Source organism: Enterococcus sp. AZ089, from assembly GCF_050547225.1.
GTDB classification, from domain to species: Bacteria; Bacillota; Bacilli; order Lactobacillales; family Enterococcaceae; genus Enterococcus_D; species Enterococcus_D entomosocium.
In genome coordinates, this window is the sequence record NZ_CP172954.1 from 3,209,510 (window position 1) to 3,231,922 (window position 22,413).

The window sequence follows — 22,413 nt, forward strand, 5'->3', positions numbered from 1 at the left end:
TTCTATTTTACCGTTTCTTGCTGCAAATGAAAAGGTCAAGAAACAGCCATAGGGTTTATCGAAAATAAGCCAGCAAAAAAAGGCCTGCTGCCCATGGAGAAGGACAGCAGACCATTCGTTGTTTTTCTGTTTATTTTTGGCTTATTTGCGTCCCATTGCTCGTTGGATCGCTTTGACGATCTCAACGACTGGAATGATCGCAAAGGAGGCGCCTAAAACGATGCCCCATTGATACAAGTCAAGGTGTGCGACACGGAAGATATCGTTTAATCCTGGCACAATGAAGATCACTAGCATCAACGCAAAGGACAACAGGATCGCCCAGTTGAAGGCTTTGTTTCTAAATGCTCCTACTTTAAAGAGCGACTGATGGATCGATTTGACGTTGAAGGCATGGAACAATTGCATCAATCCTAACGTGGCAAAGGCCATCGTTAAGGCATCGGCATGGATCGCATCATACGTATTGTGGACGGGCCATTGGATCGCTGACCAATAAACAAACAGCACGGTTGCCGCTTCTAAGATCCCTTGGTAGATGATACTACTCATCACACCACCTGAGAAGAAGTTGGAACTGCGTCCCCGCGGTGCATGCTTCATTAGATCTTTTTCAGCAGGCTCCATTCCTAAGGCAATTGCTGGGAAGGTATCCGTTACTAGGTTGATCCAAAGCAAGTGGATCGGCAATAGCGAGTCCCAACCCCACAAGGTTGCTAAGAACAAGGTCAAAACTTCCCCTAGGTTAGCGGCTAGCAAGTATTGAATCGCTTTTTGAATATTGGAGAAGACTTTACGTCCTTCTTCCACCGCTACGACGATCGTAGCAAAGTTGTCATCGGCTAAGACCATATCGGAAGCACCTTTAGAAACTTCGGTACCTGTGATCCCCATACCTACCCCAATATCTGCTTGTTTCAAGGATGGTGCATCATTGACCCCGTCACCAGTCATGGCAACGACTTTGCCTTCTTGCTGCCAAGCTTTGACGATGCGGACTTTATGTTCCGGCGATACCCGCGCATAGACTGAGTAGTGGGCTACCTTTTGGGCAAACTCTTCTTCGCTCATTTTATTGAGTTCAGCGCCGGTCAAGACAGCATCATCATCGCCCGGTTTGATGATCCCTAAACGTCCCGCAATGGCTTCAGCTGTATCCCGGTGGTCTCCGGTGATCATGATGGGACGAATCCCAGCTTCTTTGGCTAAACGTACCGCATCGGCTGCTTCTGCCCGTTCTGGGTCAATCATTCCGACTAAGCCAGCAAAGACCAAATCATTTTCGACGATTTCTGATTCTAAGTTTTCTGGCACTTGATCTACGTATTTGTAGGCCATTCCCAATACCCGCAGCGCTTGTTTTGCCATATCGGTATTGTTGAATAAGATTTTTTCTTTTTCTTCATTCGTCATTGGTAGCTCTTGGCCATCCAATAGTACTTTTGAGGTTCTGCCTAGTAAGACATCCGGTGCACCTTTGACAGCAACTAAATAGCGGCCGTCTTCTTGTTGGTGGATCGTACTCATAAGTTTTCGGTCAGAATCAAAGGGCAGATCCGCTACCCGTGGTTCTTGATTGACGAGATCCCGCACATGGAATCCTTGATCCATCCCGAATTGCACCAATGCGGTCTCGGTCGGATCACCGATCAAGTTGCCTTCTTCACCAAATTTTGTATCATTGGCAAAGTTCATGACTTTTAATGCCATGTTGTCTAACGGAATATCTTCTGAAGCAGCATGTTGTTTGTTATTGACATACAATTTTTCCACGGTCATTTGATTCAACGTCAAAGTACCGGTTTTATCAGAAGCGATAATGTCCGTTGCCCCAAGGGTTTCAACCGCAGGCAATTTACGGATCACTGCATTTCGTTTCGCCATTACTTGCGTACCTAAGGCTAAGATGATCGTTACGATCGCTGGCAGCCCTTCTGGGATCGCCGCTACTGCTAATGAGATCGAAGTCAATAGCATGTCGACCCATGACGTATTATTAAAGATCGTTCCAACAAAGAACATGATCACTGCAATGATAATGATGGCGATCGTCAGGAATTTTCCTAGTTCATTTAAGTTACGCTTCAACGGTGTTTCGGTTTCTTGGGCGCTAGCTAGCATGCCAGCGATTTTCCCAACTTCGGTTCCCATTCCTGTATTGACCACGACCCCTTTTCCGCGGCCATAGGTCACATTACTGTTTGAATAGGCCATATTGACGCGATCGCCGATCCCGACATCCGTCCCTTCGATGACAGTCAATTCTTTTTCGACTGGTACGGATTCACCGGTCAAAGCGGCTTCTTCAATTTTTAACGAACTTGCTTCTAAGAGGCGTAAATCTGCCGGTACGACATCGCCAGCTTCTAATAGGACAATATCCCCCGGAACCAATTCATCGCTCTTGATGGTGACGGTATGACCATTACGCAGGACATTGGCATTTGGTGTGGACATTTCTCTTAGTGCTTCGATGGCCTGCTCTGCCTTTGCCTCTTGAACAACACCCATGATCGCGTTGATAATGACAACTGCTAAAATAATAATTGAGTCCACGACTTCATGGGAAACGACTGCTGAGATAATTGCCGCCGCTAGCAAAACGATGATCATCAAATCTTTAAATTGCTCAAAGAATTTTTGTGCCATCGATTTCTTTTTGCCTTCTTCTAATTCGTTGGGACCATACTCAGATAAGCGTTTTTGCGCTTCATCGTTCGTTAATCCATTGGCATCTGTTTGCATTTCTTCCAGAACATGCTGCGCTTCTTGCGCATAAAACGCCTGCGATAGCTGCTCCTTTTTGTTTTCTTCTGACATGTTTCTCCTCCTTTTATACTTACTCTTCCTTTATTGTACATGATATGAAAAAAAATAGACTTATGTATGCACTGTCTAAGCATACATAAGTCTCACTGTTTAAGACAGCACCAGAAATTTCTTTCAGGATGGTGATACTGCCGCAGATAAAATCCGCCAATTACTCCCTCATGTTCATATCAATAACCTACATTATACAAAAACTTTTCGGGTCTGGCAATTTTATTTTCGCTGAAATTCAACAAAGAATTTCTCTTAAAAATCAAGCGATGACCGAGCCGTTTGGCATGCCTTTTGGCGCTTCCACGATTTGCAGACGACCATCATTGTCTTCTGCAGAAAGGATCATTCCTTGGCTGACTTGCCCCCGCATTTTCCGTGGTTTCAAGTTGGCAACGATCACGACTTTTTTGCCGATCAAATCTTGTGGTTCTGGATAAAATTCAGCAATCCCCGATAAAATTTGACGATCTTGATCATCTCCCGCAGCTAAGCGGAATTGTAGCAGCTTGTCGGCCCCTTTGACTTTTTGACAATCAACGACTTCTGCCACTTTTAATTCGATCTTGTCGAAGTCTTCGTATTTGATCTCGGCTTTGTCTGATTGCAATGTGGTTTCTTCTGGATTCCATTTGACTGTTTCTTCTGGACTTTGTGTCCCTTCAGCCATTTTCTTTTGGATGTAGGCTACTTCTGTTTCAAGTTCCAACCGAGGGAAAATCGGTGTGCCTTTGGCAACGACTTTCGTGCCACTTGGAAATTCACCAAAGCGTAAATCTTTCAGATCCATGGCAACAGAAGCCAGTCCTAATTGTTGGAAAATGTTGGCTGGTGTTTCTGTCATCACCGGTTGCAATAAGATCGCAACGATGCGTAAGCTTTCCGCCAAATGAACCATCACACTGTTTAATTCCGCGCGCTTTTCTTCTTCTTTGGCTAACACCCATGGTTGGGTTTCGTCAATGTATTTGTTGGCACGGGAAATCAATGTCCAAACTTCTGACAATGCCGTACTGAATTCCATTTTATCCATGGCTTCATGGTAACGACCAACCACATTGGCCGCAGTCGTTGACAGCTCGCTATCAAAAGGCGTTACTTTTGAGGCATAATCGGGCACTAAGCCATCACAATATTTATTGATCATGGCGATCGTCCGATTCAGCAGGTTGCCTAAGTCGTTGGCTAGATCGTAGTTCAAACGAGAAACGAAATCTTCTGGTGTAAACACACCATCGCTACCAAAAGGAACCGCCCGTAATAGATAGTAACGCAACGCATCTAAGCTGTAGCGCTCCACTAACATTTCTGGATAAACGACATTGCCTTTTGATTTCGACATCTTGCCGTCTTTCATCATCAACCAGCCATGACCAAAGATTTTTTTCGGTAAGGGCAAGTCTAAGGCCATCAGCATGATTGGCCAATAGATCGTATGGAAACGCACGATTTCTTTCCCAACCATATGCACGTCAGCTGGCCAGTATTTTTGGAACAAGGAATCGTCCTCTGAGCCATAGCCTAATGCCGTAATATAGTTAGATAACGCATCGATCCAAACATACACCACGTGTTCAGGACTAGCCGTGACAGGAATGCCCCATTTAAAGGTCGTTCTGGAAACAGCCAGGTCTTCTAAACCTGGTTTGATGAAGTTATTCAGCATTTCATTTTTGCGTGATTCTGGTTGAATGAACTCTGGATGTTCATCATAGTATTGAACCAAACGATCGGCGTATTTGCTCATGCGGAAGAAATAAGAAGATTCCTTCACCAATTCTACCTCATGACCGCTTGGCGCTTTGCCGCCGATGACTTTGCCCTCTTCATCTCGGTAAACTTCTGCTAATTGCGTTTCAGTAAAGTATTCTTCATCAGAAACAGAATACCAGCCTTCATATTCACCAAGATAGATATCTCCTTGATCAAGCAATTGCTGGAAGATTTTTTGAACGGCTGTTTTATGGTAGTCATCCGTTGTACGGATAAATTTGTCATAACTGATGTCTAGTGTGTTCCATAATTTCTTGACGTCAGCTGCCATTTTGTCGACGTATTCTTGCGGATCTACGCCAAGTTCTTCTGCTTTTTTCTCGATTTTTTGACCGTGCTCATCGACACCCGTTAAATAAAAGACATCAAAGCCCATCAATCGTTTGTATCGTGCTACCGCATCACAAGCGATCGTCGTGTAAGAATTCCCGATATGCAGCTTGCCGCTTGGATAATAAATTGGCGTCGTAATATAGAATGTTTCTTTTTCAGCCATGGACGCAAGTCCTCCTTTTCACTAGTAAAGTGTATACTTAGGTAGTATACAGTTCGCAACCCAAAAATGCTATAAATTTAATCAAAAAAGCGGACATAATAAGACCTTTCTTCATGCTCTAAAAGAAGCAAAGGAATCGTTTTCGTCCTTAAAACGCAGCAAATAAACCAGCAGATTTGAGTATTTCTTTTCTACTAATTATCATAGCGCAGATAGCCGTTCACTTCAATGTTCTAGGGGAAGAATCTGATCCTGACAACGAATCTCATAAGAAATAAAGGTGTTTTATCTCTCTTTGATTAACAGGTACTTCTTTTGCTATAATGAGGAAGACTTCTCTTATAGAAAGGAACGCTATGACTCGAAAAAACAAACAGCATTTTTTGCTTTTAACCGCGCTTTCTGTGGGGCACTTGCTCTTTTCAACCACAGGTTACCCCTTTTTGTTTGCTTACTTCAACAGCCATGATTACGCGGCGCTTTTTGCGACAGCGCTGGCAATCCTACGGGTAGCTTTTCTGCTATGGATCGCTCTTTGGGGCTATTTAGCACTCAAAGAACACCCTCGGTCTTCTTGGCTTTATCTCGCACTGTTTTTCATTAATTTGATCGTTCCTTATTTTTTCCGTTAAGGAAAACCATCGCGCTCAGTTACTTACTTTATCTAAGGCAGGAGAAACCAATGAAAGAATTTACCTCAAAATCAGCTGAAAAACACTACTATGAGAAAGAAGCTTCTGAAGCAGACTTTCTTACGTGGTATCAGGCACAAGATCAGCCGAAATACGAGAAACCTTCCGTAACCGTCGATATGGTTTTGATGTGTTACAACAAAGAAGAAGAACAATTAAAAATTGCGCTGATCCAAAGAAAAGGCCACCCTTTCCGTAATTCTTGGGCATTGCCGGGAGGCTTCGTCAATCCCAATGAATCGACGGGGCAAAGTGTTATCCGTGAGACGCAAGAAGAGATCGGGGTCACCATCTCCAAGCAAAACATCGAACAGCTGCATACCTTCAGCACCCCAGATCGCGATCCTCGCGGTTGGGTGATCACCGTCAGCTATTTGGCTTTTATCGGTGAAGAACCCTTAAGTGCCGGGGACGATGCGAACCAAGTACGCTGGTTCTCTTTAGAAAGAAAAGCCAATCAAATTTATTTGACCAGCGGCGAGATCGAGATCATTCTTGACCTAGTGACTGGCGCCTCTGTTGGAAAAGATACGTTGGCTTTTGACCACAGCGCGATCATCCTCAAAGCTTTCAAACGGGTTGCCAACAAGATGGAACACGAGCCACAAGTGCTGCTCGTGTTAGGCAAAGACTTTACGATCACGGAAGCCCGTAAAGTATTCGCCAAGTTTTTAGGGATCGATTTTAAAATGATCGATCATTCCAACTTTAAAAAATCCATGCTCCAATATTTTACGGAAGTTGGCGAAAAGCCCGTCGGCATCGGGCGTCCCTCAAAGATCTATCGCTTAAATGACGCATTTTTAGGTGACAAAATGTAAAAAAATACAACCCCCTGTCAGACCGTAGTTTGGCAGGGGGTTGCTGGTTAATCATAATTAGTGAACGTGGTTCCTAGAAACAAAAATCAGAAAGATTTTTTCTATACCCTAGGCGATCCCTGGCGTTCCTTCCAGTTCAAGCAGATCAGCTGCTCATTTCGCCTGAGAGCCGCTCTAGCTTCTGTTGGTCCTGCGTGTCCAACGTGACAAAACGCAGTTCTTTGCCGTACCACTGCGCTTTGTACTGGATTTTGCGAACAAACTGATGCCAATCGCTGATGCTGTAATGACCGGCTTTTAGAACCGTTTCTTCAGCAATTTGTTCCAAATAGATTGTATCGTACTGTTTTACGAGATGATAACTGACTTGATCGATGAATTCCCGCTTTTGACAGCAGTGAAAACGATAGAGGCGAGCGACTTTTCCTTTTAGCTTCTGATAATTCCGTGCCTGAGTCAAAAGGATTTTTTTCCGTTTGACCGCCGTAGCTTTCACCTGAAGTTTGCGTTCTGCTCGTGTCAGCTTCTGTTTTGTTTGGATCGCATGCTCACAAGTGACCGGTACCGATTGGTTGGCTTTGATCAGCTGCTGCGGATCATAAACAACCGCGATAGACGCTTGCTGTTTCGGGAGTGGTGTGATCTCTTCCAAACAAAGAATCGAGATATAAAACTCTTCATTGTTTTTCGCTGAGATCGTTGCCGATTTGATTTTCCCTTTGATCTCCCGATGCTTTTTTACTGGAACCAGTGTTTTGAGCTTTGGCAGCTTGATTTGATCCTCTTCAAAGTAAATGGTGTGCTGCTGATTATTCGTAGTATACGATTGCCAAATACTTTTTTTGGTTTTCATTTTTGGAAAGCCAGCCCGCTTTTGAAAGTAATTTCGAAACGCTCGGTCCAGATTCCTTTGTGCATTCGCCAATGCCAAACTATCGGTCTCCTTCAAAAAAGGATACTCCTTTTTTAGTTTGGCTGGCGTCAACCCTTGCTTTGCTTCATTGTTGGCCAGCTCCTCCATCTTCGCCTCCAGCAGTTGATTGTACGTAAACCGAACACAGCCGAAGGTTTCGATGAAAAACTGTTTTTGCTGTCCATTAGGATAGATCCGAAATTTGTATGCTTTTAAAACACCCAGTTTCATCTCCTCCTAACACTCCCTATACCTTTGACGCTAGTTCCCCTTTTTTTGTGCTAACTTTTCTTGGTAGATCTTGGCTTCTTGTTTCGTGGCATAAACGAAATGTCCTGGTGCGATCTCTTCCATTGCTCGTTCTTGGTTATCGTTTGGTTCGCTGACGTATTTGATCCGTTTGCGTTGACGCTCATGGTCAGGATCTGGCAGCGGAATCGCTGATAAAAGACTTTCAGTATACGGATGGACCCCGTAATGATAGATTTCATCACTGGTTCCTACTTCTAGCAGTTTGCCGTTGTGCATCACGCCGATCCGATCGCTGATGTGTTTGACCATCGATAAATCATGGGCGATAAACAAGTACGTCAATTTATGTTCTTCTTGCAGATCTTGCAGCAAGTTGACAACTTGGGCTTGGATCGAAACATCCAATGCCGAGATCGGTTCATCACAAATGATGAATTTTGGATCGACGGCTAATGCTCGGGCGATTCCGATCCGCTGACGTTGTCCCCCTGAAAATTCATGAGGATAACGGGTTCCATGACTTGGGTTTAGTCCGACGGTTCGCAAGAGTTCATCCACCCGATCATTGCGTTCTTTTTCATTTTTAGCTAATCCGTTGATATCGATCCCTTCGGCAATAATGTCGCGAACTTTCATCCGTGGATTCAAGGAGGCATAAGGATCTTGGAAGACCATTTGAACTTCCCGGCGAAAATCAGCCAGCGGTTTCTTGCCTTTGATTTTCATAACATCTTGTCCATCAAAAAGAACTTCGCCTCCGGTAGGATTATTCAAACGAATCACCGTCCGTCCAGTGGTCGATTTTCCGCTTCCGGATTCACCTACTAGACCAAAGGTTTCTCCTTCATAGATTTGGAAGGAGATATCATCGACGGCTTTGACTTCGTCTTTGCGGCCAACGTTAAAATATTGTTTGAGATTCTTTACTTCAAGTAAAACTTTTTCCAACCGTTTCTCCTCCTTTAGACAGATGCCTGAGTATTTTTTTCTTGGAATTTTTTCCAGCGAATCAAGATCTCATCCGGCGGAGTTACCTTCGGTGCTTGCGGCGCTAACAGCCAAGTTGCTGCTTTGTGGGTCGGTGAAACATCAAAGAACGGCGGTTGCTGTTCTGCATCGATCTGCAAAGCAAATTCGTTTCGTGGATAAAAAGCGTCCCCGGTTGGCGGGTCCAACAGATCCGGCGGTGAACCAGGAATCGCGTACAAACGATCGCCTGTCCCTTCTAACGTTGGCATCGAACCCAACAAGCCCCAGGTGTATGGATGTTGCGGGTTGTAGAAGATTTCTTCTGCGGTGCCCACTTCGACGATTTTCCCACCATACATCACGGCTACTCGGTCAGCCACATTGGCAACGACACCCAAGTCATGGGTGATAAAGACGATGGACGAATTGATTTTCTTCTGAATATCTTTTAATAACTCTAAGATCTGTGCTTGGATCGTTACATCCAATGCAGTCGTCGGTTCATCTGCAATTAAGATCTGTGGGTAACAGATCAGCGCGATCGCAATAACGATCCGCTGCCGCTGACCACCCGAAAATTGATGCGGATAATTTTTCAAGCGTTTCTCAGCATTCGGGATGCCGACAAGGTTCAGTAATTCCAACGCTTGTCGCAAGCCCTCTTTTTTACTGATTTTGTTGTGCTTCATCAATGACTCTGCCACTTGCTTGCCAATCGGCATCGTTGGGTCTAGTGAAGTCATTGGATCTTGGAAAATCATGGCGATTTCCTTGCCACGGATTTTTTGCAGTTCTTTTTCGGATTTTTTCAAAATGTCCGTCCCATTGAAGAGGATCTGGCCATTATCGACATTGGCATTGCTGGCTAATAACCCCATGATACTGCGGGTTGTCACGGACTTGCCGCTCCCGGATTCGCCCACGATCGCCAAGGTTTCTCCTTTGTATAGATCGAAACTGACATCGCGGATCGCTTGGACTTTCCCAGCAAAGGTGTCAAAAGAAATTTCTAAGTTTTTCACTTCTAAGACTTTTTTCATAGCAATCACTCTTTCATTTTCGGATCAAAGGCATCACGCAAACCGTCTGCCAGCAAGTTGAACCCAATCATAATCACAGACAAGGTCACAGCCGGTACCCACATTTGGTAAGGCAGGAACAAGAAGGTTTTGTAGCCATCGCTTAGTAACATCCCTAAAGATGCTGAAGGTGGTTTTAATCCTAGCCCAATAAAGCTTAGGAAGGCCTCGAAGAAAATCGCCGAGGGAATACTGAACATCATTTGTACGATGATCACGCTGGAAATATTTGGTAATACGTGTTTCATCGCAATCTTGAGACGGCTTTCCCCCAGCGTTGTTGCGGCTAAAACGAATTCCTGATCTTTTAGTTTCATTGTTTGGGCCCGTACGATCCGCGCCATTGGAATCCAGTTAGTGATCGCCATTGCTGCCACGATCGAGAAGATCCCAGGTTCGAAAACTACCAGCATTAAGATCATTACCACTAAGTTGGGAATACCTGATAAGATTTCTAGGAAACGTTGCATCACATTATCGATTCGTCCACCTAAAAGACCAGAGATCAAACCATAGGTTACACCAAAAATGATATCTAGCATCGCTGCGATAAACGCAATCAATAAGGAGATACGTGTCCCTACAAATAGACGACTCAATAAGTCACGACCTAATCCATCCGTTCCTAAAAGGAAATATGTCCCGTCAGGTACATTGGCAGCTGCATACTTATCTACTAGCTCGCCTCCCACCATCGCATAGCCGTTTAAGCCATTGATGTTGATACCGGGAATTTTCGGCGGCAGATTTGTAAAGGTCACATTTTGCGCGGTCGGATCATGTGGCGAGACAAAAATGGTAATGATTGAGATCGTAATAATGATCAGCAACAAAACGATTGAGAAAACAGCGGCTTTGTTCTTTTTCAAACGACGCCATGAATCTTGGAAAAAGGTTAATGAGGGGGTTGCGATCGCTTCACGCTCTTCATTGGTATTTTTTTGTAATGGTTGAAATTTGGCTGCATCGATGGCAGCAACATCATTTGCTGTGTAAGGTTTCTCTGCCATTAGCCACGACTCCCTTCTGAAACTCGGATCCGCGGATCAACGATTCCATATAAAATATCAACAACAAGAATCACAAAGACCAACATTGCGGAATAAAGGATCGTTACCGCCATGATCGTCGGATAGTCATTGGTCATGATTGATTTTACGAACTGTTCACCGATACCCGGGATCGCAAAAATATTTTCTACGACAAGGGAACCAGTCATCAAACCGACAGCTAGCGGTCCTAACAACGTCAATAACGGAATCAAACTATTCCGCAAACCGTGCTTGAAGGCAATTTCCCAGCGGCTCAAACCTTTTGCTCGTGCCAACTCGACATAATCACTATGCAGCACTTCCACCATCTCGGTTCGAATAAACCTAGCGGAATCCGCTAACGGCGACATCGCTAAGGCGACGGTCGGTAAGATCGTGCTGGCAAAGGTCTCCCACTTGGCAATCGGCAAGATCCCTAGTTTGATGGCAAAAATATATTGCAGCAAAACGGCAAAGACAAAGTTAGGGATCGAACGCCCTAAGATCGCCACTAAGGTAGACGTTGTGTCGACCCAAGTATTTTGTTTCATTGCAGAGATCGTTCCTAAAATAATCCCAAAGAAGGTACCAAAGATGATCGCTTGTAGTCCTAGTTGCAGTGAAGGTCCGATTCTTCCTGATAATAAATTCGCTACTGGCTGGTTTTTAAATTGGAAAGAGATCCCAAAGTCACCTTTTAGTAGATTGGTCAAATAAAGCCAATATTGGGTAATGATCGGTTTGTCCAATCCTGCTTGCTCATTTAGCAAGGCAATTTGTTCTGGACTTAATTTTTCAGCATTCGTATATGGTGTTCCTGGCAAAAATTGCATCAAGAAAAAGGTGATCGTAGCAATCAGCCATAATGTTAAGACCATGTAGAACACTCGTTTCAATAAATATTTCAAAAAGCTGTTCACGCAGTTTCCCCCTTAAGTATTTTGACTTCTATTCAATAATTATGTAAATTAACATAGTACGAATCATTAAAAAGGAGTCAGATCATGAAAATAAAAAAAAGTAGTGGGCTCATACCCCTCCTATGCCTCGCAATTTCTGGCGGATGGTTAGCCATAAAAAATGAATTTTCCATAGCAGCTCTTTCAGATGCCCTTTTCTTGTGGGCGCTGTTCTTTTTGATCATTGGCGGTTTTTTATGGGTATTTGCTTCTGGTTTCTTTGACCATTTTCAATATTCCATGAAGAAAGCTTTTTCCAAAAATAAAACAGATTATCTGAAATTATCCCAAGTCGGCAAACAGAGTTACGCCTTTTGGTTATGGCCTGGTGTCTTCTTGTTATTCCTTTCATTGCTCTTTTTAATGATTGCTACTAGTTAATTTCACTCTTATATTTTTACTCATTGAAATGAGAAGCAAAAGGCTGAGACAAGAAATTGTCTCAGCCTTTTCTTCGGCATTTCAAGTCAACTACTCGTGATTATTCGATTGATGTCCACTTGTAGTCGTATTGTGCGCCCGCTGCGTGAGCAACAACACCTTTGACTTTTGTTGCACGTAAATGTGCTTCCGCTTTTTGATAAACTGGAATGACACCTTGTTCATTCATAATGATTTTTTCTGCATTGACTAAATCTTCCCAACGTTTGTCAGGGTCATTGGCATTGGTCGTACCTGCTGCTTTTACAGCTGCATCGTATTCTTCACTGCTCCATTGACCACGGTTGTATGAGTTACCTGTCGTAAACAAGTCAGTAAAGCTACTTGCATCGGCATAGTCAGCACCCCAACCGCCCATTACTGTATCAAAATCACCCGCATTTGAACGATCCAAACGAACAGAGAATGGAACTGGACTTAACGTGACTTTCACACCGTCCAATGTTTTTTCGATCGTGTCTTGCAAGTACTCAATGATTTTCTTGGTTGAGTCTGTATCAGAAGCTAAGATATCAAATTCTAATGAATCGATTCCTAATTCTTCTTTGGCTTTTTCCCAATATTCTTTTGCTTTCTCTTGATCGTAGCTAATGACGCTGCCAGCTGCTTCTGTGAAGTCTGTATGATCGCCAGGGCTGAAAGTCATGCCTTCTGGAACCAAACCACTTGAAGCAATTGAACCATCACCTAAGATCGATGTTACTAAGGCATCACGGTCAATCGCATAAGAGATTGCTTTACGCAAATTTTCGTTACGGAAAGGTGAATCTTCATCACGTTGATTCAATTCTAAGTAAGAAGTCGTTGCTTCTGGTTGAGAAACGAATGCTTCGTCGTTAGCCATCTGTTGCGCCAGTTCACCTGTTAGGATGACATCATCTGCTTGACCATCTTGGAAAAGATTCAAGGCAGTTGAGGATTCTTTCACGACGCTTACGTTGATCGTTTGTAATTTAACAGTGTCTTTGTCCCAATACTGATCGTTCTTTTCATAAGCCCATTCTGTATCCGTTCCTGGTCCATCAAAACCAGTCAGGACAAATGGTCCATTATAAACGGCATTGTCGCTTGTTGATGCATATTGATCGCCATTTTCTTCCACTACTTTTTGATTTTGTGGGAAGAATGATGGGAATGCTAATAAGTAATCAAAGTAAGGTGTTGCTTTTTCTAGGGTGATTTCTAATTCATAATCCCCCACTGCTTTGATGCCTAGCTCTGATGGATCCGTATCGCCTGCTGTGATGGCATCCGCATTTTTGACTGGTGAAAATAGATACGCGTATTCTGATGCAGTTTCAGGTTTGACCGTCCGTTGCCAGCCATAGACATAATCCGCTGCTGTAACAGGGTCACCATTTGACCATTTCGCATCTTCACGCAATTTGATCTTGTAAGTCAGTCCATCCTCGCTGACTTCAGCTGCTTCAGCTGCACCAGCAGGTTGTGGTGTGCTGTCAGCATCCAAACGATACAGTCCTTCATATACATTGTTCAATGCACTGAAGCTGATCGTATCGGTTGCTAATGAAAGATCCGCACTTGGCATTTCTTGTGAAACCACTACGTTAAATACTTGTTCTGCGTTGCTATCGCCGCTAGTTGCTGTGTCATTGCTTGAACTATTTGTTCCGCCTGTTGTACAGCCGGCTAACACCACGCCACACACAGCTACTAAACCATAGGCCCATTTATTTTTCATCCTGTCCTACCCCTTAATTGAATTAATTTTCAGAATAATCATTCGATTTCTGAAGTTAGATAAGATTTTAATTAATAATTATTAAAAAAGCAATCCCTTTTTCGATAAAAAACACCTTTGGAAGAAAGTTTTCTTGGTATTTACTTACCTTACTCTCATCAAACATTCGTTAAATGCTATTTTTCCTTTCTTTATTTATAAGAAATAAAGCGAAAAAAATAATAAAAAAACATGGTTAAATGTAACTTACATTCATTTTCTGTCTGCTTTTTTCATTTCAGTCATCAAAATGAGAAATGTCTGATAGAAAAGTAAACATGCAGAAAACAAGGATGATTTCTTATCAAATTCAGACAAAAAAGACCTGATCGCATGCTTACTGATCAGGTCTTTTCATTTTAAGAACTTTTGTTTTGTCCTCGAACGGATGTCCTTCAATGATTAATGGATCGCGCCGCCAATCGCTTTTAAATCTTCTTTGTCGGCATAATCAACGATAGCTTCCACTGCTGCAGTTAATCCTTTGGCGATGTCTTCGATGCTCATTGCAGGCTGTCCTGCTTTATCGACGACTTGCTGAGGAATAAATGGCACGTGAATAAAACCGCCTTTCATTTCAGGGTATTTTGTATCGATCATGTATTGTACTTGATACATGATGTGGTTGCAGACGAAGGTTCCAGCAGTATTAGAAACGGCTGCAGGTATTCCTGCTTTTTTCATATTTTCTACCATTGCTTTGATTGGCAGTTGTGTGAAGTAGGCAGGCTTTCCTTCTGTTTGGATCGCTTCATCGACGGGTTGATTGCCTTCATTATCAGGAATCCGGGCATCATCCACATTGATTGCCACTCGTTCTGGTGAGATGGCAAACCGGCCGCCCGCTTGACCGATGTTTAAGACGACATCTGGGTGGACCTCTTCAATTTTCTCTTCGACGATCGCCGCTGATTTCCCAAATACAGTGGGGATCTCTGCTTTCACGATCTGTGCACCATGAATTGTATCTGGCAGTAATTTCACTGCTTCTAAGGCAGGATTGATTGCTTCTCCGCCAAATGGATCAAATCCGGTAATTAATAGTTTCATTTCCATCATCCTTCCATCTCTGTTTTACCACTAAAATGCCCAAAAGTACATTAAAGCGATGTGGATCACTAACAATAATAAAGCAATTGGGGCTTGTGCTTTAATGACACCATTAGGGTCTTTCATCTCTAACAAAGCCACTGGCAGTGCATTGAAATTGGCTGCCATCGGGGTCAGCAACGTGCCGCAAAAACCAGCGGTCATTGCTAAAGCACCAGCAACAACTGGATCGCCGCCTTGCGCCATTACGAAAGGTACGCCAATACCGGCAGTTATAACGGTAAATGCTGCAAAGCCATTTCCCATGATCATAGTAAAGATCATCATTCCTAAACAGTAAGCCACGACACCGATAAAACGATTGCCTTCTGGCACGACGCCAGAGATTCCTTGAGAAATCACATCACCAACACCAGCAGCGTTAAAAATGACACCTAGTGCTGCTAATAACTGCGGCAAGATACCGGCAGTTCCGACTTGGCGAAGCATCCGGTCGGAATCGTCTAACACTGTTTTTGGTTTAGCGGAAGTTAGCACGACTGCCAACAAGAGTGCTAAGATCGACGCGATCCCGATCCCCACTTGGCCCCCTAATGGTGTATAAGAAATCACCACAGCGATCAATGCCAAGCTGATACATGGTACGAAGATCGTACTACCGATCCGTTTTGCTGACGCTTCGGCTTTTTCATCATCAACGTCGACGATTTTACCGATCTGTACTTGTTTGAAGAAGGTCAAACAGCCCATCAAAACGATCAAAATTCCGTCCACAAGATACGGCAAAAAATTTCCGAAAGCAAAGACGACCCCTAGCAGTAACCAAAAGGCAGAGGTGCCCAATCGTGTAGGATGGTCTGCTTCACGAAAAACCCGGACAGCCGTCATGATCGACAGCAGCCCAATCAAGATATAAAAGAATTCTAGTAATCCGTTAACGATTCCTTCCATCTATTTCTCCTCCTTCTTGCCATATTTTTTTGCTAATTTGCGATCAAAGAGCAAGTTCGATAACGTGGCAATAACTAAGACGATCAATGCGATCGGCAATGATGCTTGAGCGATCGAACTAGCTGCCACATCATATCCAAGTGATTGCAACGTTCCTACGATCAACAGCACACCAGAAGCAGCCACGAAGGTATTTTGCGCAAAGAAATTCCCGAAATTTTCATTAGCGGCAGCCCGAGCTTTGATTTTTTCCTGATCTTTTTCATCCAGTTCCCCAAATTTATTTTCCCCAGCAGCTTGCGCCATCGGGTTAACGATTGGGCGGATAAATTGCGTATGTCCTTGGATCCGAATAGAGAAAAAGCCAGCAAGTTCCCGAATAAATAAGTACAAACTCAAAAACTTCCCTGGTGTCAAGCCTTTGATTTTTTCAATCAATATGACGGCCTGCTGTTTCAAGCCAAAACGTTCCGACAAGCCGACCATTGGTAATGTCAACAAGAACAGTGTCACGAGTCGATTATTGACAAACGCTTCTCCTAACATTGTTAAAAAATCAACAACAGAAATTCCCGATACAAGCGCGGTGACAAAACCAGCAACGATTACGACAGCAATAGTATCTAGCTTCAGCAAAAAGCCGACTAAAATAACTAGAATACCAATTAATTTAATCCATTCCATCAAATCATCCTTTCACAGTAAGTTATTTTTAATGAATACCAGCTTTTAGTATAATCTATTTTTTTCTTGTAAAACAATGTTTTTTGAATTTTCTTTACAGGAATACGCTTTCTTTAAGGCGTTTTTTAATTGCTTAGATAATAAAAAACCAAAAGAAGAACTGCGCTTGTGCAGTCCTTCTTTTGGTTTTTTTTGTTTAAGAAGCAGAAGCTTCTTTTTTCATTTGTTTGCTTCGCAGCTGTCCGCATGCTGCGTCGATATCTGTCCCATGTTCTTTACGAATCACACAGTTGATGCCGTTTTTCTTTAAAATGTCATAAAAAGCTAACACATCGGCTTTTTTACTTCGAGCATATTGGTCATGCTCACTCACTGGGTTATAAGGAATCAAGTTGACGTAAGACAATTTCTTTTTATCCTTCAATAATGCTGCCAACTGACGGGCATGTTCCGGTCGGTCGTTGACATGATCCAGCATGATATACTCAAACGTGATGCGACGATTGGTTTTTTCTAAATAATAATCGACCGCTGCCATCAGTTTTTCAATCGGGAAGCTCCGATTGATCCGCATCATGGAGGTTCTGACTTCGTTATTTGGGGCATGCAGCGAAATCGCTAGATTCACTTGCAAGCCGTTCTCCGCAAACTCTTTGATTTTATGCGCTAAGCCGCTGGTTGACACGGTAATATGCCGCGCACCGATCGCTAAACCCTTTGGGTCGTTAATGATCTGCAAGAAATGCATCACATTGTCATAGTTATCAAAGGGTTCGCCGATCCCCATGACGACTACGTGAGAGACCCGTTCTCCCTCGTTGCGTTCATCAAAATAGTGTTGTACTAACATGATTTGAGCCACGATCTCGCCTGCCGTTAAATCCCGCTGTTTCTTTAATAACCCACTGGCACAAAAGGTACAGCCGATGTTGCAACCGACTTGGGTTGTCACACAAACCGACATGCCATACTCTTGACGCATCAAGACCGTTTCAATCATGTGATTGTCGGGCAATTGAAATAAATACTTGACGGTCCCATCACTGGCTTCTTGTACCACCATCTGCTTCAGGGGATTGATCACAAAGGCTGCCGTCAGTTTCTCAATCAAAGGTTTCGGTAAATTGGTCATTTCTTCAAAGCTGGTTACTCGTTTTTCATAGAGCCACTCCCACACTTGGTTGGCTCGAAATTTCTTTTCATTTTGTTCAGTTATCCACAAAGATAGATCTGATTTGGTAAGTCCATAAATCGATGGGTTCACTTTTTTCCCTCTTTTCAAACTAGTCGCTACATACTATAACTGAATTCTTTGTGAAAAGCAACCGTACCTTGGTTGTTTGTCAAAGCAAAACCGTTGCTCTACTGCGCTGGTTGATCATTTTTTCGATGCTCAATGTTCCCATCCATCACGCCATCTTACTTGAAATAGCTCTCACAAACATTTTAGTCATAAAAAACAAGCAGTGAATGAACCAACTCCTGTGAAATAAATGGAGCAGCTCTTTCCTGCTTGTTTGCTTTTCCTTGAAGAGATACTCTCTCATGGGCACTGCTTTCTTCACATGATCACCCTTCAAAAGAAAGGACTCGGCCTTCTTTGGCGGTCAACATCCCCCGTTGCGGTGGCTGTAGCTGTAAATAAAGCTGGAGTGACATTTCTAATATCAGTTCTTTGTCTCCTTGTTGAAAAACGCCGTAATAATGGGTCTGTTCCCGTTTCTCTTCATATGTATGACTGACAAGGTAATACCCTTGTTCCATGGTTTCGTTGCGCTTTTTGGTTTCTGAAAGAAAACGGCGAATATGTTTATAAGTAAAGAGAATCAATAAAATGACAACTACTATTAATACTACATACCCCATTGCTTGTTTTACACCTCGATCGTTGATGTAGCAAAGGTCGGCTCCACACCAATACTGATCATCAAAGCAGCATCGACTTCACACATCACTTTATCATCTAAATGACAAACTTTTTCTTTCAACCGACTTTTGTCGATCGTGCGGATCTGTTCCATCAAAATGACGGAGTCTTTGCCAATCCCTGTGCAAGAAGCGGAAATCCCAATGTGGGTTGGTAATTTCGGCTTCGCCATTTTTGCCGTGATCGCCGCAATGATCACGGTGGGACTGAAGTGATTGCCCAAGTCATTTTGAATGATCAAGACCGGTCGTATTCCGCCTTGCTCCGATCCAACGACTGGTGAAAGATCGGCAAAATAAATATCTCCCCTTTTTACCATAGGACCACCCTAACTTTTATATTCTCGCGGAACCCTTGCTGAGAGGGTGCACGCTACTTCATAGTGAATCGTTTCTAACTGGTCTGCAACATCCTGCATCGTAATTCGTTTCCCATGATTCTCACCAATCAACGTGACCGTTGTACCGACAGCAAAGGCTCGCGGCAAACGAATCATCAGTTGATCCATACACACCCGACCGACGATTTCACAAGGTTCACCTTCTACTAAGAGTGAGAAGCCTTGCATTTTTCGTAACCAGCCATCCGCATAACCGATAGGCACAGTGCCGATCCATTCCTGATGGGGCGTGATATATGTCTCACCATAGCCAATCCCCGCTCCTTTTTCAAGTAATTTCACTTGGATCAGTTCAGAAACAAGTGAAAGGGCTGGTTTTAAGGAAAATGGTTCCTTCAATGCATGACCTGACGGATTCAATCCATACATCGCGATCCCAAAACGGACCATATTCCCAACGGCCTCTTTGTGCCACAAGGAGGTCGCGCTATTGCCTGTATGTATATATGTCGGCAAATAAGGCAAAACAGTTAAGACTTCTTTAAACCGCTGGTGCTGTGTTTCCCAATAAGTTGTATCAGCTTGATCGGCTGTGGAGAAATGGGTAAAGATTCCTTCCCAATCAAATGTGGGATGAGTTTCCAACCAAAGAACGGCTTGAAGCACTTCTTCTGGGGTCAAAAAACCGATTCTCCCCATGCCGGTATCCACTTTGACATGTACTTTAAGCGGTGTCTTTATAGGATTCTCTTCCAAATAAGTACCGGCTTCTACCAACCAGTCCATCGAAGCGACTGGAAAAGAAAAATCGTATTCTGCAAGTAAGGGAATATCTTGCACGTTCACAACCCCTAAAATCAGCAGCGGGTCAGTGATTCCTGCTTCTCGCAATTCGATTGCCTCATCGATCGTCGCAACGCAAAAACCGGCTGCACCGCCTTCTTTGGCTGCTTGAGCAGTTTGTACCGCTCCGTGCCCGTACCCATTGGCTTTTACCACCGCAAAAAGAAACGTCTCGCTTGGTAAGTGAGCAATCTCATTTTTGATGTTTTCGGTAATCGCGGTCGTATCAATAATCGCTTTCGTTGGTCTATGGTAAGCAACCACCATTTCCAGTTCCTTCTTTCTACTAATGCTTGATCAGACAAACAAATTAAGTTGGTTTTATGTAGTCGGCTGTTCGTCCATAAAGTATCGTCGTTTTTTCACCAAGTGACGACTTCCACTCAGGTTACTCACTATCCGATACTTCTAAGATAATTTGTGCAAAGGCAGTATCATTTGTATGGGTGATACTGACAAACGTTTTTTCTAAAGGGTGCGGTGCTTTGGTAACGATCGGTGCACCGAATTCATTGGTCAAGACTTCAATATCATGAAAAGAAACTTTGCCGATCCCCGTCCCCCAAGCTTTGGAGAACGCTTCTTTGCAGGCATAGCGCCCCCCGATGAACTCTACCTGACGTTTCAGGGGCAAACGGGCAAATAATTTTGCTTCCTTCTCTGTTAAAATACGCGTTATAAACTGAGGTTTTTTTTCAATTAATTCTTTCATTCGAGGCAGCTCGACTGCATCGATCCCGATTCCTTTAATCATTCTTCTCGCTACCTTTACTTAAGATAGGGGTTTCCAAATTGGAATTGGCCCTTGTTTAGCTAGTTACCATTCTACCAAAAAAATGGCGAATTACCATTCAAATCTGACGAGTTTATACGGAGATTAAGATTTTCAATTGCTCGTATTTGTTTTTTATATAAAAAAGACCTTGCAAGTTTCCTTACAAGGTCCACAAACTCAATTAGTCTTGGTTATTTCTGATAACGAAACCGCGTTTTTTGTCGTTGCTACGGCGATTGTTTTTACGGGCACCATCTTTTGAATAGTTACCACGGGCTTTATTGCCGTTGCCGCCGCCACGGTTCCCACCGTTTTCTTTGCGGTTACGATTGCCGCCATTGCTGTTATTGCTGCGACGTCCGTTTTTATTGAATGATTTTTTTCCTTGAGGTAATGGGCGTTCTGGTGTGATTTTGACTGGTTCTAAATCAGCTGGATCTTTCGCCATTGTTTTTAGAAGCAGTGCTGCTAAATCTTGTGCAGAATAACGTTCCAAAAGATCGTCGGCTGCTTGCAAGTATTTATCCAAACCATTTTCATCCAATTTTGTTTCAACAGATTCGATTGCGGCACCTAATTGACCTTTAAAAGCTTCTTTTTCGGTTGGTGGGCGCATTGGTGTCATCCGTTTTTTCGTTAAGTTTTCAATGACATGCAAGTAGCTCATTTCGTTTGGTGTAACGAAAGTCACTGACATTCCGCCTTTTCCGGCACGACCTGTACGTCCGATCCGGTGAACATAGCTTTCAGGATCTTGAGGGATATCGTAGTTGTAAACGTGTGTAACACCAGAAATATCTAATCCGCGAGCTGCTACGTCTGTGGCAACTAAGATATCTAATTGACCACTCTTAAATGAACGTAAAACGCTCATCCGTTTTTGTTGAGAAAGGTCCCCATGAATGCCTTCAGCTTTGTAGCCACGGGCTTCTAAACCACGTGCCAATTCATCAACACGACGTTTCGTACGACCGAAAACGATCGTCAATTCTGGTGATTGCACATCCAACAAACGAGTCATGACATCGAATTTTTCGTAATCTTTTGAGCGAACATAGTATTGATCAATCAAATCAGCGGTCATTTCTTTGGCTTTGATTTGAACATGTTCAGGCTCTTTCATGAATTTCACGCCGATATTTTTGATTGCTGGCGGCATTGTTGCTGAAAATAGCAACGTTTGACGAACATCTGGCACTTGGCTGATGATTTTTTCAATATCTTCCAAGAAGCCCATGTTCAACATTTCGTCTGCTTCATCTAATACAAGCGTTTCAACCGTACCTAATTTTAAGGTGTGGCGGTTGATATGGTCTAACATACGTCCTGGCGTACCAACTACGATATGGGGACGATCTTTTAATTGACGGATTTGACGGCCGATATCGGCTCCACCGTAAACTGCTTGAACGCGAATTTTTTTGTCTTTACCAAGACGATACAATTCTTCTTGGGTTTGGATCGCTAATTCACGGGTTGGGGCAATCACTAATCCTTGTAGTTGATGGTTCGCTGGGTCGATTTTTTCTAACATTGGCAAACCAAATGCGGCGGTTTTACCAGTACCGGTCTGTGCTTGACCGATCACGTCTTTGCCTGCTAAGGCTAATGGAATCGTTGCTTCTTGGATGGGTGTTGCTTCTTCAAAGCCGGCACGCTCAACAGAAGTCAATAATTCGTTGGATAATTCTAGATCTTTAAATTTCAAATGGATCCTCCTAGGCTGGTCATCTTTTCGATGCCTGTTTTTCTATCATCGAAGCGTAGGTTAGTTCTTCAGAAACACAAGAGTAGTCCCATTTACTCTTATCTTTCTCTCGGTACCGAAAAACCGCTTCACGAAGGCATTATAAAAG

The 22,413-nt window shown here is 43.3% G+C and carries 20 protein-coding genes; 3 read left to right on the top strand and 17 right to left on the bottom strand.

Annotated elements, in window-relative coordinates; translation table 11 throughout:
- Positions 1–141: 141 nt before the first annotated feature.
- A complete protein-coding gene (locus IGJ01_RS14820; protein ID WP_008379442.1) occupies positions 142–2,820 on the bottom strand; it encodes a cation-translocating P-type ATPase in 2,679 nt (892 codons plus the stop codon).
- A gap of 262 nt (positions 2,821–3,082) precedes the next feature.
- Positions 3,083–5,089 carry a methionine--tRNA ligase gene (gene metG / locus IGJ01_RS14825; protein WP_005233704.1) on the bottom strand — a complete coding sequence of 669 codons (2,007 nt, stop codon included), beginning with the start codon at positions 5,087–5,089 and terminating at the stop codon, positions 3,083–3,085.
- 356 nt (positions 5,090–5,445) lie between these two features.
- Here metG and IGJ01_RS14830 point away from each other — a divergent pair, with 356 nt between their 5' ends.
- Both IGJ01_RS14830 and IGJ01_RS14835 read left to right on the top strand, forming a co-directional pair.
- Positions 5,446–5,721, top strand: coding sequence for a hypothetical protein (locus tag IGJ01_RS14830; protein WP_034872151.1), 276 nt, complete (start codon positions 5,446–5,448; stop codon positions 5,719–5,721).
- Positions 5,722–5,771: 50 nt separating this feature from the next.
- Positions 5,772–6,602, top strand: a complete 831-nt coding sequence (locus IGJ01_RS14835; protein ID WP_194188228.1) for an NUDIX domain-containing protein — start codon at positions 5,772–5,774, stop codon at positions 6,600–6,602.
- 145 nt (positions 6,603–6,747) lie between these two features.
- Here the strand turns inward: IGJ01_RS14835 and IGJ01_RS14840 are convergent, their stop codons facing one another.
- From IGJ01_RS14840 to opp3b, 5 genes are read right to left on the bottom strand one after another with little or no spacing between them, the layout of a single operon-like run.
- The gene (locus tag IGJ01_RS14840; protein ID WP_008379437.1) at positions 6,748–7,746 is read right to left on the bottom strand and encodes an RNA-guided endonuclease TnpB family protein; all 999 of its coding nucleotides are present in this window, start codon (positions 7,744–7,746) and stop codon (positions 6,748–6,750) included.
- A 30-nt stretch (positions 7,747–7,776) separates the two neighbouring features.
- A complete protein-coding gene (locus tag IGJ01_RS14845) occupies positions 7,777–8,715 on the bottom strand; it encodes an ABC transporter ATP-binding protein (protein WP_005233685.1) in 939 nt (312 codons plus the stop codon).
- 14 nt (positions 8,716–8,729) lie between these two features.
- The gene (locus IGJ01_RS14850; RefSeq protein ID WP_216593164.1) at positions 8,730–9,782 is read right to left on the bottom strand and encodes an ABC transporter ATP-binding protein; all 1,053 of its coding nucleotides are present in this window, start codon (positions 9,780–9,782) and stop codon (positions 8,730–8,732) included.
- Positions 9,782–10,825 (bottom strand): ABC transporter permease, encoded by a 1,044-nt coding sequence (locus IGJ01_RS14855; RefSeq protein WP_005233683.1) that lies wholly within the window; start codon positions 10,823–10,825, stop codon positions 9,782–9,784. Before IGJ01_RS14855 ends, IGJ01_RS14850 begins: the two co-directional genes overlap by 1 nt.
- Positions 10,825–11,766: an oligopeptide ABC transporter permease gene (gene opp3b, locus IGJ01_RS14860; RefSeq protein ID WP_005233681.1), complete on the bottom strand. Its 942-nt coding sequence runs from the start codon at positions 11,764–11,766 to the stop codon at positions 10,825–10,827. The genes IGJ01_RS14855 and opp3b overlap by 1 nt, the downstream gene beginning before the upstream one ends.
- Before the next feature lie 84 nt (positions 11,767–11,850).
- On the opposite strand from opp3b, the gene IGJ01_RS14865 reads away from it, so the two are divergent.
- Positions 11,851–12,186, top strand: coding sequence for a DUF3899 domain-containing protein (locus tag IGJ01_RS14865; RefSeq protein ID WP_005227990.1), 336 nt, complete (start codon positions 11,851–11,853; stop codon positions 12,184–12,186).
- A gap of 100 nt (positions 12,187–12,286) precedes the next feature.
- Here IGJ01_RS14865 and IGJ01_RS14870 read toward each other — a convergent pair whose 3' ends face one another.
- From IGJ01_RS14870 to cshA, 10 genes are all read right to left on the bottom strand, one after another.
- Positions 12,287–13,948, bottom strand: a complete 1,662-nt coding sequence (locus tag IGJ01_RS14870) for a peptide ABC transporter substrate-binding protein (RefSeq protein ID WP_005233679.1) — start codon at positions 13,946–13,948, stop codon at positions 12,287–12,289.
- A gap of 441 nt (positions 13,949–14,389) precedes the next feature.
- Positions 14,390–15,037, bottom strand: a complete 648-nt coding sequence (gene pcp, locus IGJ01_RS14875; RefSeq protein WP_008379428.1) for a pyroglutamyl-peptidase I — start codon at positions 15,035–15,037, stop codon at positions 14,390–14,392.
- Positions 15,038–15,067: 30 nt separating this feature from the next.
- A complete protein-coding gene (locus tag IGJ01_RS14880) occupies positions 15,068–15,988 on the bottom strand; it encodes a DUF979 domain-containing protein (RefSeq protein WP_005233677.1) in 921 nt (306 codons plus the stop codon).
- Positions 15,989–16,672, bottom strand: a complete 684-nt coding sequence (locus tag IGJ01_RS14885) for a DUF969 domain-containing protein (protein ID WP_005233676.1) — start codon at positions 16,670–16,672, stop codon at positions 15,989–15,991.
- Positions 16,673–16,868: 196 nt separating this feature from the next.
- Positions 16,869–17,936: a 23S rRNA (adenine(2503)-C(2))-methyltransferase RlmN gene (gene rlmN, locus IGJ01_RS14890; protein WP_010749104.1), complete on the bottom strand. Its 1,068-nt coding sequence runs from the start codon at positions 17,934–17,936 to the stop codon at positions 16,869–16,871.
- A gap of 305 nt (positions 17,937–18,241) precedes the next feature.
- Positions 18,242–18,538, bottom strand: coding sequence for a hypothetical protein (locus tag IGJ01_RS14895; RefSeq protein ID WP_016612926.1), 297 nt, complete (start codon positions 18,536–18,538; stop codon positions 18,242–18,244).
- Positions 18,539–18,546: 8 nt separating this feature from the next.
- Complete coding sequence (locus tag IGJ01_RS14900) at positions 18,547–18,918, bottom strand: type II toxin-antitoxin system PemK/MazF family toxin (protein WP_005227961.1); 372 nt, start codon at positions 18,916–18,918, stop codon at positions 18,547–18,549.
- A 9-nt stretch (positions 18,919–18,927) separates the two neighbouring features.
- Positions 18,928–20,049 (bottom strand): alanine racemase, encoded by a 1,122-nt coding sequence (gene alr, locus IGJ01_RS14905; RefSeq protein WP_008379416.1) that lies wholly within the window; start codon positions 20,047–20,049, stop codon positions 18,928–18,930.
- Positions 20,050–20,170: 121 nt separating this feature from the next.
- Positions 20,171–20,536, bottom strand: coding sequence for a holo-ACP synthase (acpS, locus tag IGJ01_RS14910; RefSeq protein ID WP_061053330.1), 366 nt, complete (start codon positions 20,534–20,536; stop codon positions 20,171–20,173).
- A 202-nt stretch (positions 20,537–20,738) separates the two neighbouring features.
- The gene (gene cshA, locus IGJ01_RS14915) at positions 20,739–22,265 is read right to left on the bottom strand and encodes a degradosome RNA helicase CshA (RefSeq protein WP_010749100.1); all 1,527 of its coding nucleotides are present in this window, start codon (positions 22,263–22,265) and stop codon (positions 20,739–20,741) included.
- Between the last annotated feature and the right edge of the window lie 148 nt (positions 22,266–22,413).